Source organism: Parvibaculum sp. (assembly GCF_039973015.1).
Taxonomy (GTDB): Bacteria; Pseudomonadota; Alphaproteobacteria; order Parvibaculales; family Parvibaculaceae; genus Parvibaculum.
Window position 1 is genome coordinate 561,020 of record NZ_JBDWLT010000010.1, and the last position, 14,670, is coordinate 575,689.

Sequence of the window (14,670 nt, forward strand, 5' to 3'; positions counted from 1 at the left end):
ATGGCAAAGCAGATCGCAAAGCATGCTGCCAGGAGTATCGCCGTCGTGCTGGCTTCCAGTCTTGCCGGCTGCGGTTTCAACGGTATCGAACAGGCGCAGTACGACGCGAACTATACGCATCCAATATCGGTGGAAGCGGATGTCGCAACACTCAATGTCGGCGCCGTTGCCGGCCAGCCGGGGCTCACTTCCTCGGACAAGGCGGCAATCGGGAATTTTGCCAGCGCCTACCGTCAGCGTGGCCACGGACCCCTCACCATCTCTACACCGTCAGGCTCGCCTAATGCTGGCGCAGCTGCGGTCGCGTTGAGCGATGTGCGCGACATCCTGTCGGCGAACGGAGTGACCGATCTCGCCTACACGCCTTATCGTGCTTCGGGTGCGGACAGCGGAGCGCCGCTGATCCTTTCCTTCAAGCACTATATCGCGAAGCCGACCGCATGCGGTGACTGGAGCGCTGACTATGCTTTCGATCCTGCCAATGGTCTGATGCCCAATCACGGCTGCGCAACCCAGAACAATCTGGCGGTGATGATTGCCGATCCAGCCGATCTCGCAGGCCCCCGTAAAATGACCGCCGCCGACGCGGAGCGTCGCAATACGGTTCTCGAAAAATATCGTGCCGGTGAATCGACAGCGACCCAACGTACTGATCAGGATTCGGGCGCTGTGAGTGAGGTAGAATAATGAGCAATCTCGCACGCAAGGAACCAACGGTCGAAGCGCCGCCAATGCCGGGCCCCGCATCGGGGGCCTCTCCAGAGGCGCCACCCCTGGTGCAGCCGATAGCCGTTGCTGAAGAAGCGGAAGGTCTCGCCGTTTTGAAGCCGGTACCGAGGATCACAATTCATGCCTTCTGCGAGCAGCCAGGCACGGGCAGCGCCATTCAGCGCGCCGGTGAGGACCGCCGTCTCGCAAAGGCGCACCTCACGGTGCATATGGGCGGTATCCCCGCCGCCATAGAGAACTATCAGCAAACCGCGACCCCGAATCTTATCATGGTCGAAACGCGCAATGGCGGACCCGAGCTCTTCAGCCAGCTCGGTGCGCTTGCCGAAGTTTGCGACGCGGGCACCAAGGTGGTCGTTATCGGTCACATGAACGATGTTTCGCTCTATCGCGAGATGATCCGGCAGGGTGTGAACGAATATCTCGTGGCGCCGCTTCGTCCTCTCGGCGTGATAGAAGCCATCTCTCGTCTCTATGTCGATCCGGATGCGCCGCCCATTGGCCGCACCATTGCCTTCATTGGCGCGAAGGGCGGTACGGGATCAAGCACCATCGCGCATAACATCGGCTGGTGCATTTCAAGTGGCATGAACGAAGATGTCGTCATCACCGATATGGATTTGCCTTTCGGTACGGCGGGTCTCGACTTTAATCAGGACCCGGCACAGGGAATCGCGGATGCGTTGATGGCGCCGGAGCGCATGGACGATGTCCTGCTCGACCGTCTTCTCGTCAAGTGCACGGACAGGCTGAGTCTTTTTGCAGCCCCGGCCGTTCTTGACCGCGATTTCGAGATGGATGCCGACAGCTGTGAAACGGTTCTCGACATCGTGCGCGAAGGCGTTCCCTGTGTGATCGTCGACTTGCCGCATGTCTGGGCTCCCTGGACCAAGAAGGTTCTGCTTGCCGCAGACGAAATTGTCATCACCGCGACGCCAGACCTTGCCAGCCTCCGAAATGCCAAGAACATTCTGGATCTGACACGACAAGCCCGGCCGAACGACAATGCCGCGCATATCGTGCTCAATCAGGTGGGCATGCCGAAGCGTCCGGAGATTCCGGTAAAGGATTTCGCGGAAGCCGTTGGTGGTGACGCGACGCTCGTTCTTCCATTCAATCCCGGCCTTTTTGGTACGGCGGCGAATAATGGACAGATGATCGAAGAGCTCGAACCGAAAGGGAAGGCAGCCGAAGGTTTTCGTTTCCTCGCCCAGCAGCTTTGCGGGCGGGAGGCGCGTGCGCCGAAGGCAGCCAAGTCGTCCCTGTTCAGCTTTCTTTCACGCAAGGGTTAACCGGAGGTAGTTCACGTGTTTGGAAGGCGGACCGAAGGTCAGGCAGTCCCGCGCAAGCCCGCATCGGCGCCGGCATCCAGCCCCCAGCAGGATGCGCCGTCACCGCAGGCCAGCACTCCTGCGCCGAAGGCGGGGGTGCAAAAGCCCGCGCCTGTGAAGCCTGTTCCGGCAAAGGTGGCCGCGACCCCGCGAGGGGGCGACCATCGCTCGGAGAACTACTATCAGATCAAGACGACGATCTTCAACGCGCTGATCGACACCATCGATCTGACGCAGCTCGCTCAGCTCGATGCAGAGAGCGCGAGAGAAGAAATTCGCGACATCGTCAACGAAATTCTCTCGATCAAGAACGTCGTCATGTCGATCTCGGAGCAAGAAGCGCTCCTGCAGGATATCTGCAACGATGTTCTGGGCTATGGCCCGCTTGAGCCCTTGCTCGCACGAGACGATATCGCCGATATCATGGTGAATGGCTCGGAGCGTACCTTCATCGAAGTCAATGGCAAGGTCGAGCTCACGAATATCCGCTTCCGCGACAACAGTCAGTTGATGAACATATGTCAGCGGATTGTGAGCCAGGTCGGCCGTCGTGTGGATGAGTCGAGTCCGATCTGCGATGCGCGCCTTCCTGATGGCAGCCGCGTAAACGTCATCGTACCGCCGCTTTCGATCGACGGACCGGCGCTCACCATTCGTAAGTTCCGCCGCGACAAGCTGACCATGCGCGACCTCGTGGAATATCATTCCATTTCGCAGGAAGGTGCCGAGGTTCTCGGTATCATCGGAAAGGTACGCTGCAACGTTCTTATTTCCGGCGGTACCGGCTCGGGCAAGACGACGCTGCTCAACTGTCTCACCGGTTTCATCGATACGGACGAACGGGTCATCACCTGCGAAGATGCGGCCGAACTTCAGCTGCAGCAGCCGCATGTTGTGCGCCTGGAAACGCGCCCGCCGAACCTCGAAGGTCAGGGGCAGGTCACCATGACCGAGCTTGTGCGCAACTGCCTGCGTATGCGTCCTGAACGCATCATCGTGGGCGAAGTGCGTGGCCCGGAAGCATTCGACCTTCTTCAGGCCATGAACACCGGTCACGACGGATCAATGGGCACGCTCCATGCGAACAGCCCGCGTGAAGCCCTTTCCCGTCTCGAAAGCATGATCACCATGGGCGGTTACGCCCTGCCTTCGAAGACAATCCGGGAAATGATCTGCGGCTCCATCGATGTGGTTATCCAGGCGGCTCGTTTGCGCGACGGCTCACGCCGCATCACACATATTACGGAAGTGCTTGGCACGGAAGGCGATGTCATCATCACCCAGGATCTCTTTGTCTACGACATTGAAGGGGAAGATGAATCGGGCCGCATCCTCGGTAAACACAAATCAACCGGTATCGCCCGTCCGTCCTTCTGGGACCGTGCCCGGTATTACAATCAGCACCACGCCCTCGCAGCTGCGCTCGACCGCGCCCAAGGCTAGGAAAGCGGAATGGATCACACCACCCTGATTATCCTGGCGATCGCCCTGCTTGCTGCGGTGTGCATAGGTGCGGTGGGGTTTGCCTTTGTCAGCGGGGAGACGGAATCCCAGAAGCGGGTGGCACGAGTGACGCGTGCGGGAAATGCGCGCCTCGCTCCCGGCGCGTCCGAGCACGAAGCAGACAACAGCGAAAAACGCCGCAAACAGATGCAGGAGACGCTGAAAAGTCTCGAGGAAAAGCAGAAGGAACAAAAGAAGAGTATTCCTCTTTCGACGCGTATAGAACGAGCCGGTCTCGAAATCGAAACGCGCACTTTCTATATTGCCAGCGCGGTATGCGGCCTTGTGGTGACGCTTTGTCTCATGCTGTCGGGCCTTTCCATGCTCATTGCATTGCTGGGTGGTTTTGCAGCCGCCTTCGGTCTGCCGCGTTGGGTCTTGTCCTATCTCATGAAACGCCGCCAGAAGGCTTTTGCCGAAGAATTCGCAAACACGATCGATGTCATTGTGCGCGGTGTAAAGTCGGGTTTGCCCATTAATGATTGTCTGAAGCTTATCGCGACGGAGTCGCCGGAACCCATTCGCACCGAGTTTCAGGACATCGTGGAAGGCCAGCGCCTCGGTGTGACGCTGGAGCAGGGGCTCGACAAGATTTATGAACGCATGCCCCTTCCGGAAGTGAACTTCTTCCAGATCGTACTCTCGATTCAGCAGAAGACCGGCGGCAATCTCTCGGAAGCGTTGAGCAATCTTTCAAAGGTGCTTCGCGAAAGAAAGAAGATGCGGGCGAAGATTCAGGCAATGTCGCAGGAAGCAAAAGCGTCTGCCGGTATTATTGGCTCGCTGCCGCCAGGCGTTATGCTGATGATCTATTTTACTTCGCCCGATTACATGGACGTTCTGTTCACGACAACCGCCGGGAATATGATCATCGTTTCCGGTCTGGTTTGGATGAGCATCGGCGTTTTCGTCATGAAGAAGATGATCGACTTCAAGTTCTAGGAATCCCGAAGTGGCAAGTTTCGATTTCATCGAGAGCATGTTCAATATCGAAAACGTCGTGATGCTACTCACGGCGCTTGCTGCGTTTGCGACTATTCTGACGCTGACGACGCCATTGTTGGGCGGTAACAAGCTGAATACGCGGATGAAGCTCGTCTCGACCGAGCGTGAGGCGATGCGCGCCCGCGCCCGCGAGGCGCTCACGCAGGAGAGGACGCGGCTCCGCCAGGCGCCAACCCTTGGGTTCAAGAAGAAGGTCGTCGAGATGTTCGCTCACGGCAACATGCTCGAAAACACCGAAATCAAGGGGAAACTACGCCAGGCCGGCTTTCGCGGTCCCGGGCCGGTTTACACCTTCGTTTTCTTCCGCTTCGTGATGCCGCCGATCCTTTTCGTGCTCACGCTCTTCTATCTCTCGTTTCTGAACGATCTCGGCCTCGAGCCGATGGCGCGGTTTGCAGCCTCCTGCGCGTCAGCCTTTGTAGGTTTTTATCTGCCAAACGTCTTCGTTCAGAATGTCATCGCCCGTCGTCAGGACTCGATCCGCAAGGCATTCCCCGATGCACTCGACCTGCTGCTCATCTGCGTTGAATCCGGCATGTCGATCGAAGCCGCATTCCAGAAAGTAGCGGCGGAAATCGGTGAACAATCCGTGGAGCTTGCCGAGGAATTCGGCTTGACCACAGCGGAGCTTTCCTACTTGCAGGAACGGCGGCAGGCATATGAGAATCTCGCCAAACGCACCGGCCTTCCGGGTGTGAAAGCGGTATCGACCAGCCTCATCCAGGCCGAGCGCTACGGTACGCCGCTCGGACAGGCGCTCCGTGTCATGGCGCAGGAAAACCGCGACATACGCATGTCCGAGGCGGAAAAGAAAGCAGCGGGCCTTCCACCCAAGCTCACCGTGCCGATGATCGTATTCTTTCTGCCGGCGCTCTTCTGCGTGATCCTCGGCCCGGCCATCATCAAGGCAACGGCAACTTTCTGAGCTGGTCACAAGCCGTAACGAGAAAGGCGTCTCACGTTTCCGTGGGACGCCATCTTTGTCTAACGATGGAGGAGCTGCGTTGGTTCAGCGCAACGACGTGCCCGTTTCCGGCGGTAGAGACGAGACCTGATCGGTGTCGGAAGGTTTCAGCTTGCTCTCCGGCTGCACAGCGGCGGCAGGTTTCTCGTCCAGCGCCTCCATCTGTTTCCAGAGTGCAGGCTGGGAAAGCATGGCGCGAAGATAGGCCATGTTGCTATCGGCGACATTGGGCGGCAAGTCCGCACGGGCGAGTCGTTCGGCTTCATCGAAATTGCCTTTGAGACCCAGCACGATTGCAAGGTTCTGCCGGGCATAGGCATCGGCCTTTTGATCGGCGACCGCCTTGCGCAATGTCCGTTCCGCGGTATTGAGATCCCCGGTAAGTGCGTAGGAAAGACCAAGATTGGTCAGTACCGAAGGATTGTCCGGTGAAAGGCTCAGCGCGCGATTGTAGTGGCTCTTTGCCTCATCGTAGCGGCCCATCTGGTCGAGCGCGACGCCAAGCGCCGACTGGATCGTCCAGTCACGCGGCAATGTCGCTGCTGCTTCATTGAGCATGGCATAGGCCTGATCGGGGCGACCGCTCGCCGTGAGTGCCTTGCCGAATTCGGAAAGGATCTCGGCATTGCCTGGCGATTTGATCTGCGCGCGCTTCATGATGTTGAGCGACTGCTCGATGGAGCCGATTTGACGGAGTGCCTTGGAGTAATGAACGGCAACCGCCGCATCACCCGGCGAACGCTCGTAAAGCGCACCCCAATAGGCAGCGGCGGCAACATAATCCTGGGTCTTGGTGCTTTCGACCGCCGCTTCCCGCAACGCCGGTTCGTCGATCTGGGCCTCGGCCGCTTCTCTGGGGGTCAGTTCCGTCTTGGGCGTCGCGCCGGTCGAGGCGCAGCCGGCCAGAGCAAGCACAGAGCAGAAAGTGGCCGCGACGACGCTTCCGCGCTTCCGGGCGGCAGGCCACAAGGTCTTTTCAGCGAATGGCTTCATGATGGTCCCGGTCCATGGTTTCCGGAAGTCCCGTCAGCGTCCTGATGGGGTATGATTGAAGCTGATTTTCGGCGAGACCCGTCAAGAAATGATTAATTATAAGATCGCCTGGAATGAGCGGCTTTCCGTGTGGTAGCGCCCCCTTTTCGCCCCGTATCGGTGTGTATGGATCGGTTTATGGAAATGAAAAAAATCACAGAGCCGGTCTCGCGATTGCTGGAGAAGGGGCGTGAGATCGCTGCTCGAATCTCCGCACGCACCTTTGCCATTTCGATCGGGGTCGCAATCGCCCTGGTACTCGGCCTTCTTTTTTATCTGCGGCCGCCGGTGAGCCTTGAAGAGCCGCCCGAAACGGTCACTTTTTTCCAGGTCGGGACAGGCAGCGCGGGCGACGAATATTTTGCAGTCGGCGAGCGCCTCGCGGCCGCGATCAGCCGCCCGCCCGGAACGCCGCGTTGCGAGAGAGATCTCCCTTGCGGCGTCGCGGGTCTCGTCGCGGTAGCGAAATCATCCGCCGGGCCCGTCGCGAATGTGCGTGCGGTGAGTGCCGGCAATTATGACTCCGCTCTCGTCGCCGCACCCATTCTCGATCTTGCGACACGCGCCGAAACGCCTTTTCGTGGCGAGGCGCCGATCCGCAATCTGCGCGCCATTGGTGGCGTCTACCGCGAAGCGCTCTATCTGGTCGCAAGCCGCAATGCGAATGTTTCCGCAGTGGCGGACCTCGAGGGAAAGCGCGTTTCCGTTGGCACACCGGGTTCCGGTACGCGTGAGGCCGCGCTTCCGGTGCTTGCGGTGCATGGACTTGGCCGCCGCACGGTGACGCTTCTCGACTATGATGCGAGTGCCGCCGCCGACCTCATGCTGCGAGGCCAGCTCGATGCGTTCTTTCTTGTCGATGCATTGCCATCGGCGGAAATCGCAAGCCTTGCCGATCGCGGATCAATCGTCATTGTACCGATAGATAGCGAAGGTATGGCGCAACTCACGCGGCCGGGTGCAAATTTTCAACCCCTCGAAATAGCCGGTGATCTCTACCGCTTCGTGCCGCCGACGAAAACGCTCGGCGTCTCGATGATCTGGATCGTGAACGAAAATGCGGATGCGGACCTCGTCTACCGCATCACCAAGGCGTTGTTCTATAGTGGAAATCGCGTGCTTCTGAGCGGCCCCGCGCTGCCAGGTCTCCTGCCTGGCGAGGTGGGTGAAGAGGAACGCCTCGCGGTCGCATCGCTCCCTGTGCCGCTGCATGAGGGAGCCGCGCGCTACTACCGCGAACTGGGGATAAACTTGCCGGAAGACGGGGACAAGACGCCCTGACTGTCATCGAAACGTCATCAAAACGTCAAGCCGGGGATTTCGCTGCCTCTTCCGCTTCCGCATCCCTGATCCAGTCCTGCATCGAGGGAAGCGTCATTACCGCGTTCATATAGGCGCTGACCGTGCCATCGTCGCCGAGCGAGGCGAGATCGACCTCATAGGTAAGGAAGCGGGTGACGACGGGGGCGTACATGGCATCCGCCACGCTGAAGCCGCCAAAAAGAAATCCCTGATCTTCGCTCGCCTGCCGTCCGAAGCGCACACGGCAAGCCCGCCAGAGCGACACGATGCGGCGCGCATCGGCGAGCGCTTCTTCCGTGTGCCCCTCACCCGGATACTTTTCGAGAACGGCCATCGGCATCTCGCGGCGGAGGTTCTGAAAGCCGGAGTGCATTTCGGCTGCCGCGCTCCGGCACATCGCGCGCGCGACCGTATCGGAGGGCCAGAGCTTCTTCGTCGGGTAGAGATCGGCGATGGTTTCGCAGATCGCGAGCGAGTCTCCGATCACGACGCCCTGCCACTTGAGCGCAGGCACGAAGCCCGTCGGCGAATGAGCGAGGATCTGCTCCCTGGTGTCGGGCTGACGAAGCCGGATCGAGGTCTCGGTGAAGGGAATGCCGGCCTGCCGCATCAGAAGCCAGGGCCGCATGCTCCAGCTCGACCAGTTCTTGTCGCCGATAACGAGTTCGAATTCCTGCGCGCTCATGCTGCCCTCTGCCTATCCGCCAAATGCCTTGCCGTTGCAGGCCTGACAGCCACTCTATAAGGTTTCGTCCCAGCAAAATCAAAGGAGCCCCCGCGTGCTCGATATCTTCATCGCCGACAAGGATGTGGCGGCGACGCCCGTCTGGCAGATCCGCGCGAACGAGGCGGAAGCCTGGTGCGAGACGCATGCGGGGCCCGGCGCCGCTTGGGTTGCGACGTCCGGGTTCAAGGGCGAGGCGGGCAAGGTGCTGCTCCTGCCGGATGGTTCCGGCGGTCTTGCGGGCGTGCTGCTCGGCATCGGCGACGCGAGCGACCCTTTTGCGGCGGGCGCGCTCGCCGCATCGCTGCCTGCGGGCGACTACCGGCTGGCGGGCGAACTTCATGGCGATGTCTCGAAGGCGGCCTTCGCCTTCGCGCTCGGCACCTATCGCTTCACACGCTATTCAGGCAATGCCCGCGAATGGCCGCGCCTTGTCCTGCCCAGGGGCGTCGATGGCGAAGAGGTGAGCCGCCTCGCGCGCGCGGTCTTCCTGGCGCGCGATCTCATCAACACGCCCGCAAGCGACATGAGCCCCGCCGACCTTGCCGCCGCGGCGGGGGAGGTGGCGAGCGCGCATGGCGCCGCGCTCACCGTGATCGAGGGCGAGAACCTTCTGAGCGAAAACTATCCGATGATCCATGCGGTAGGACGCGCTGCCGAAATTGCACCGCGCCTCATCGACATGCGCTGGGGCAGGGAGGGCGCACCGAAAGTTACGCTGGTCGGCAAGGGCGTCTGCTTCGACACCGGCGGCCTCGACCTCAAGCCTTCAAGCGCCATGCTGCTGATGAAGAAGGACATGGGCGGCGCGGCCTGCACGCTCGCCCTCGCGCAGGCGCTGATGGAGGCGAAGCTCGACATCCGGCTGCGGCTGCTGATCCCTGCCGTCGAGAATGCCGTGTCGGGCAATGCCTTCCGGCCCGGCGACGTGTTGCAGAGCCGCAAGGGCCTCACCGTCGAGATCGGCAATACGGATGCCGAAGGCCGCCTCGTGCTCGGCGATGCACTGGCCGAAGCCGACAGCGAAGCGCCGGACCTCATCATCGACATGGCGACGCTGACAGGCGCGGCGCGCACCGCGCTCGGCCCCGATTTGCCGCCCTTCTATACGAAAGACGAGGGGCTGGCCGAAGAGATCGCCGTCTCGGCGGAGGCCATGTCCGATCCGTTGTGGCGGATGCCGCTCTGGCAGCCTTATGACGCCTGGCTCGAAAGCAAGATCGCGGATGTGAACCACATTTCGGATGGCCCCTTCGCTGGCTCCATCACGGCCGCGCTTTTCCTTGCCCGCTTCGTCGAAAAGGCGAGGGCGCACGTGCATTTCGACATTTATGGCTGGGCGCCCAAGGCAAAGCCGGGCCGCCCCGTGGGCGGCGAGGCGCAAGGCATTCGCGCGCTTTATCACCTTCTGAAGCGGCGCTACGGCGCGTGAGGCTTGCCCCTGCGTAATGGCGGGTTAGACTAATCCGGGCCCGGAACGGAAGTGACGGGCGGGGATCATGGCAGCGCTGGGGGAGGCCATGCCGGAACTTTATGGGGGAGCCCCGGAGTTGAAGCCTGTAGAGGCTTTGTCTCTGTGGCACGACGTCGTACTGCAATCGGTCCGCAATGACGGGCCGGATCTTTCGTCGAGGCAACTGGCGATCATGTTTACGGTCTATCTCGATCCGCCGCCGCATACCGTGCGGGGCCTTGCCGCCGCTCTCGGCGTGTCGAAGCCCGCGATCACGCGGGCGCTCGATACGCTGGGCAGCCTCGATCTGCTGAAGCGTTCGCGCGACGAGGCCGACCGCCGCAACGTGCTTGTGTTGCGCACGATGAAGGGCACCGGCTTCATGGAGGAATTCGCCGAGCTGATCATCCGTTCCTCGCGAGGCGCCCTGACATGAACCGCGAGCGCGGTCCGGATCATCGCCTGAATGCCTATCGTGACGATCTCGCGGCCGCGCATCTGCGCGGCGAGGTGAAGGCGCCCCGCTTCGTGGAGGGTGTGGACCGGCTCGTGCGGACATCCGTTCTGCCGCTGCTGCGCCGCCCGGAAGCCAGTGCGCCGATGGACACGCAACTGCTCTTCGGCGAGACCTTCCGCGTCTATGAGGAAAAGAACGGCTGGGCCTGGGGGCAGTCGGTGCAGGATGATTATGTCGGCTATGTCGCGGCGAACGATCTCTCGCCGCGCGCGCTCGAGCCGACGCATACCGTCGCGGCGCTGCGCACTTTCGTTTATCCCAAACCCGACCTGAAGACGCGGCCCGCGACGCCGCTTTCCATGAACGCGAAGCTGAAGGTTGCCGGTGCGCGGGGCAATTACAGCGAACTCGAAACCGGCGGCTGGGTCTTCGGTGCGCATCTGGCGCCAGTGGGCTCGCATGTGCGCGACTTCGTGGCTGTGGCGGAGGAATTCATCGGCGTGCCCTATCTCTGGGGCGGGCGCGACAGCACAGGGCTCGATTGCTCGGGCCTCGTGCAGATGGCGCTGGAACGCGCAGGCATAGCCTCCTTGCGCGACACGGACATGCAGGAAGCGACGCTCGGCGAGGCGCTGCCGGAACCCATCGACTTCACGAAGCTCGCGCGCGGCGACCTCGTTTTCTGGAAGGGCCATGTCGGCATCATGGTGGACGCGGAACGCATGATCCATGCGAACGCCCATCACATGCGCGTTGCCGTGGAACGTCTCGACATCGCCATGTCGCGCATCGCGCGTTCCGACACGGGCCATGTGACGAGCATCAAAAGGCTGGTGAGAAGGTAGGGCTCTTTCCGGGTTTTGCTGCGCCTATCCATCGAGATCACCCTCCCACAGGGGGAGGGTGGGCCCTAAACTGAGCCCATGACAGACCAGCAGGTCAAAAATCTTCGCCGCAAGATGACGGACGCGGAACGCCGTTTGTGGAGCCGTTTGCGAAACGAAGCTTTAGGTTATGACTTCAGGCGTCAGCATAGGCTGGGTATCTACATCGTAGACTTTGTCTGTCTTGAACGCAGGCTGGTTGTCGAGGTCGACGGCGGACAGCACAACCTCGCGCCTCATGCGGCGCGAGATCATCAGAGAAGTCTTTGGCTGAATGCTGATGGCTTTGAGGTGCTGCGCTGCTGGAACAACGAAGTTCTTGCAGCGACAGATGAGGTCGTCGAAACGATTTGGCATGCATTGAGGAAGTCCCGCGACGGCCTGCCTCCGATACGATGAGTCAATCGCCAGGACCACCCTCCCCCTGTGGGAGGGTCGAAATTCGTGAGCTTCAGCGAAACGAATTTCGGGGAGGGGTTCTCCGCCTTCGGCGAATGGCTTGCCACCCGTTTACCCCGCTTACCCCTCCCCGAAAAATTCTGCACTACGTTTGAATTTTCCGACCCTCCCACAGGGGGAGGGTGGTAGGAGGCTACTCGGAAACGACGCCTGCGGGGGCGGCTTCGAGGTCGAAGGCGGCGGCCATGAGGGCTTTGGTATAATCCGTCTTCGGATGGTCGAAGACCTCGTCGGCGCTGCCTGCTTCCATCACCTTGCCATCCTTCATCACGATGATGTCGTCGGCCAGTGCGCGCACGACTTTCAGGTCATGGCTGATGAAGAGATAGGCGAGATTGTTCTTGCGCTGAAGCTCGCGAAGCAGGTCCACGATCTGCGCCTGCACCGACATGTCGAGCGCGGATGTAGGCTCGTCCAGCATGACGAAGCGCGGGTTCAACGCCATCGCGCGCGCAATCGCGATGCGCTGGCGCTGGCCGCCGGAAAACTCATGCGGATAACGGTCCTGCATGGAGGCATCGAGACCGACATCGCAAAGCGCCTGCGCGACGCGGGCGCGGCGTTCCTCTGCCGATAGTTCCGGCTGCTGGATTTGCAGCCCCTCGCCGACAATCTGCGAGACGGACATACGGGGGGAGAGCGAGCCATAGGGGTCTTGAAAGACGATCTGCATGTCGCGCCGGAGCGGGCGCAGCTCCTTCGATTTCATATCCTGAATATTCCGGCCTTCGAAACGGATTCCGCCCTCGCTGGAAAGAAGACGCATCATGGCAAGGCCGAGCGTCGTCTTGCCGGAACCGGATTCACCGACGACGCCGAGCGTGCGCCCCTGACGCAGCGAGAGCGAAACGCCGTCCACCGCTTTGACATGACCCACCGTGCGGCGGAGCAGGCCGCGCTTGATCGGGAACCAGACCTTGAGGCCGTCCGCTTCCATGACGACCGGCCCGTCCTTCGGCGCGCCGAGCGAACGGCCCTTGGGTTCGGAGGCGAGCAGATGCTTCGTGTAGTCGTTTTTCGGCGCGGTGAAGACCCCTTCCGTGGGGCCGTGTTCAACGATCTTGCCCCTGGTCATCACATTGACGCGGTCGGCCATCTTCCTGACGATGCCGAGATCATGCGTGATGAGGAGAAGCGCCATGCCCATCTCGCGCTTGAGCTCGCTCAGGAGTTCGAGAATCTGCGCCTGCACGGTCACGTCGAGCGCGGTGGTGGGCTCGTCGGCGATGAGAAGGCCGGGCTCGTTCGCAAGCGCCATGGCGATGATGACGCGCTGGCGCTGACCGCCCGAAAGCTGGTGCGGATAGGCGCCGAGGCGCTCCTCCGCATTGGGGATACCGACGCGCTTCAGCAGGTCGAGTACACGCGTCTTGACGGCGGGTCCGCGCATTCCCTTGTGCTCGATCAGCACTTCACCCACCTGCCGCTCGATCGTGTGCAGCGGGTTCAGCGAGGTCAGCGGCTCCTGAAAGACCATCGTGATCTTGTTGCCGCGGATCTGCCGCATCGTCTTTTCATCCGCGCCGATGAGGTTTTTTCCCTCGAAGAGGATTTCGCCCGAGGGGTGAAAAGCCTGCGGATAGGAAAGGAGCTGCATGATCGAGAGCGCCGAGACGGACTTGCCCGACCCGGACTCGCCGACAAGCGCGACCGTTTCGCCGGGGCGAATATCGAAGGACACCTTGTCGACGGCAATCGTTTCCTTGCCGTCCATGCGGAAGCCGACGGAGAGGTCTTTTACGGTGACGAGAGGCGCGCTCATCGCAGCACCTTCCTTGGATCGAAGGCATCGCGCACGGCCTCGCCGATGAAGATCAGCAGGCTCAGCATGATCGCGATGGCGAAGAAGCCGGTGAAGCCGAGCCAGGGCGCCTGAAGGTTGGCCTTGCCCTGCTGCAACAATTCGCCGAGCGAGGGCGAGCCGGGCGGAAGCCCGAAGCCGAGAAAGTCGAGCGCGGTCAGCGTCGTGATCGACGAATTGAGGATGAAGGGGATGAAGGTGAGTGTTGCCACCATCGCGTTTGGCAGCAGATGGCGGAACATGATCTTCGTGTTGGACAGGCCGAAGGCGCGCGCCGCATTCACATATTCGAAGTTACGTGCGCGCAGGAACTCGGCCCGCACCACGCCGACAAGCGCGACCCATGAGAAGAGCAGCATGATGCCGAGCAATATCCAGAAATTGGGCTCGATGATCGCGGCAATGATGATGAGCAGGTAGAGCTGCGGCACGCTCGTCCAGATTTCGATGAAGCGCTGGAAGATGAGGTCGGTCCAGCCGCCGAAATAGCCCTGCACCGCGCCCGCCGCGACGCCGATGATCGAGGAAAGGATGGTGAGAATGAGCCCGAAGAGAACGGAAATACGGAAGCCGTAGATGAGGCGCGCGGCGACATCGCGCCCCTGATCGTCCGTCCCCAGCCAGTTGTCGGCGGAAGGTGGGGAGAGCGCCCGGCGTTCGAGATTGATCGTGCGATAGGAATATTCGATCGGCGGCCAGATCATGATGCCGCCGGAATCCTGGATGAGGCCCTTCACGACGGGATCGCGGTAATCGGCTGCCGTTTCGAAGAAGCCGCCGAAATCCGTTTCAGGATAGTCGACGAAGACCGGGAAATAGGCCTCGCCCTGATAGGTGACGAGAAGCGGCCTGTCATTGGCGATGAATTCCGCGAAGAGCGAAACGACGAAAAGGATGGCGAAGAGCCAGAGGCTCCAGTAACCGCGCCTGTTCGCCTTGAAGTTCCGCCAGCGCCGCTGGTTGATCGGGCTCATCGGTTTTTTGCGCATGCCCGGGAAGGGGAGGTTCAGAAAGGGAAGGCGCATG

General features: G+C 61.0%; 14 protein-coding genes. 10 read left to right on the top strand and 4 right to left on the bottom strand.

Annotated elements, in window-relative coordinates:
* From ABJO61_RS13915 to ABJO61_RS13935, 5 genes are all read left to right on the top strand, one after another.
* A complete protein-coding gene (locus tag ABJO61_RS13915; RefSeq protein ID WP_348325901.1) occupies nucleotides 1-687 on the top strand; it encodes a CpaD family pilus assembly protein in 687 nt (228 codons plus the stop codon).
* Entirely contained in the window at nucleotides 687-2,021 is a 1,335-nt protein-coding gene (locus ABJO61_RS13920; protein WP_348325899.1) for a CpaE family protein, read from the top strand. Before ABJO61_RS13915 ends, ABJO61_RS13920 begins: the two co-directional genes overlap by 1 nt.
* Nucleotides 2,022-2,174: 153 nt before the next feature.
* Entirely contained in the window at nucleotides 2,175-3,503 is a 1,329-nt protein-coding gene (locus ABJO61_RS13925; RefSeq protein ID WP_348326091.1) for a CpaF family protein, read from the top strand.
* Nucleotides 3,504-3,512: 9 nt separating this feature from the next.
* The gene (locus tag ABJO61_RS13930; RefSeq protein WP_348325897.1) at nucleotides 3,513-4,505 is read left to right on the top strand and encodes a type II secretion system F family protein; all 993 of its coding nucleotides are present in this window, start codon (nucleotides 3,513-3,515) and stop codon (nucleotides 4,503-4,505) included.
* Nucleotides 4,506-4,542: 37 nt separating this feature from the next.
* Nucleotides 4,543-5,493, top strand: a complete 951-nt coding sequence (locus tag ABJO61_RS13935; RefSeq protein WP_348326089.1) for a type II secretion system F family protein — start codon at nucleotides 4,543-4,545, stop codon at nucleotides 5,491-5,493.
* An 84-nt stretch (nucleotides 5,494-5,577) separates the two neighbouring features.
* On the opposite strand, the gene ABJO61_RS13940 is transcribed toward ABJO61_RS13935, so the two are convergent.
* Nucleotides 5,578-6,525: a tetratricopeptide repeat protein gene (locus ABJO61_RS13940; protein WP_348325895.1), complete on the bottom strand. Its 948-nt coding sequence runs from the start codon at nucleotides 6,523-6,525 to the stop codon at nucleotides 5,578-5,580.
* 183 nt (nucleotides 6,526-6,708) lie between these two features.
* Between ABJO61_RS13940 and ABJO61_RS13945 the strand changes: the two genes are divergently transcribed.
* The gene (locus tag ABJO61_RS13945; protein ID WP_348325893.1) at nucleotides 6,709-7,845 is read left to right on the top strand and encodes a TAXI family TRAP transporter solute-binding subunit; all 1,137 of its coding nucleotides are present in this window, start codon (nucleotides 6,709-6,711) and stop codon (nucleotides 7,843-7,845) included.
* Between the two features lie 25 nt (nucleotides 7,846-7,870).
* Here the strand turns inward: ABJO61_RS13945 and ABJO61_RS13950 are convergent, their stop codons facing one another.
* Nucleotides 7,871-8,551: a glutathione S-transferase family protein gene (locus ABJO61_RS13950; RefSeq protein ID WP_348325891.1), complete on the bottom strand. Its 681-nt coding sequence runs from the start codon at nucleotides 8,549-8,551 to the stop codon at nucleotides 7,871-7,873.
* Between the two features lie 94 nt (nucleotides 8,552-8,645).
* Between ABJO61_RS13950 and ABJO61_RS13955 the strand changes: the two genes are divergently transcribed.
* The 4 genes from ABJO61_RS13955 (at nucleotide 8,646) to ABJO61_RS13970 (ending at nucleotide 11,783) form a co-directional block, all read left to right on the top strand.
* The gene (locus tag ABJO61_RS13955; RefSeq protein ID WP_348325889.1) at nucleotides 8,646-10,022 is read left to right on the top strand and encodes a leucyl aminopeptidase family protein; all 1,377 of its coding nucleotides are present in this window, start codon (nucleotides 8,646-8,648) and stop codon (nucleotides 10,020-10,022) included.
* 67 nt (nucleotides 10,023-10,089) lie between these two features.
* On the top strand, nucleotides 10,090-10,479 hold the full coding sequence (locus ABJO61_RS13960; protein WP_348325887.1) for a MarR family winged helix-turn-helix transcriptional regulator: 390 nt from the start codon (nucleotides 10,090-10,092) through the stop codon (nucleotides 10,477-10,479).
* Nucleotides 10,476-11,345, top strand: coding sequence for an NlpC/P60 family protein (locus ABJO61_RS13965; protein ID WP_348325885.1), 870 nt, complete (start codon nucleotides 10,476-10,478; stop codon nucleotides 11,343-11,345). Before ABJO61_RS13960 ends, ABJO61_RS13965 begins: the two co-directional genes overlap by 4 nt.
* Nucleotides 11,346-11,423: 78 nt before the next feature.
* Nucleotides 11,424-11,783, top strand: a complete 360-nt coding sequence (locus ABJO61_RS13970; RefSeq protein WP_348325883.1) for an endonuclease domain-containing protein — start codon at nucleotides 11,424-11,426, stop codon at nucleotides 11,781-11,783.
* A 193-nt stretch (nucleotides 11,784-11,976) separates the two neighbouring features.
* On the opposite strand, the gene ABJO61_RS13975 is transcribed toward ABJO61_RS13970, so the two are convergent.
* Together ABJO61_RS13975 and ABJO61_RS13980 are read right to left on the bottom strand one after the other, a co-directional pair.
* On the bottom strand, nucleotides 11,977-13,605 hold the full coding sequence (locus tag ABJO61_RS13975; RefSeq protein WP_348325881.1) for an ABC transporter ATP-binding protein: 1,629 nt from the start codon (nucleotides 13,603-13,605) through the stop codon (nucleotides 11,977-11,979).
* Entirely contained in the window at nucleotides 13,602-14,669 is a 1,068-nt protein-coding gene (locus ABJO61_RS13980; RefSeq protein ID WP_348325879.1) for an ABC transporter permease, read from the bottom strand. The genes ABJO61_RS13975 and ABJO61_RS13980 overlap by 4 nt, the downstream gene beginning before the upstream one ends.
* Nucleotide 14,670: the final 1 nt, after the last annotated feature.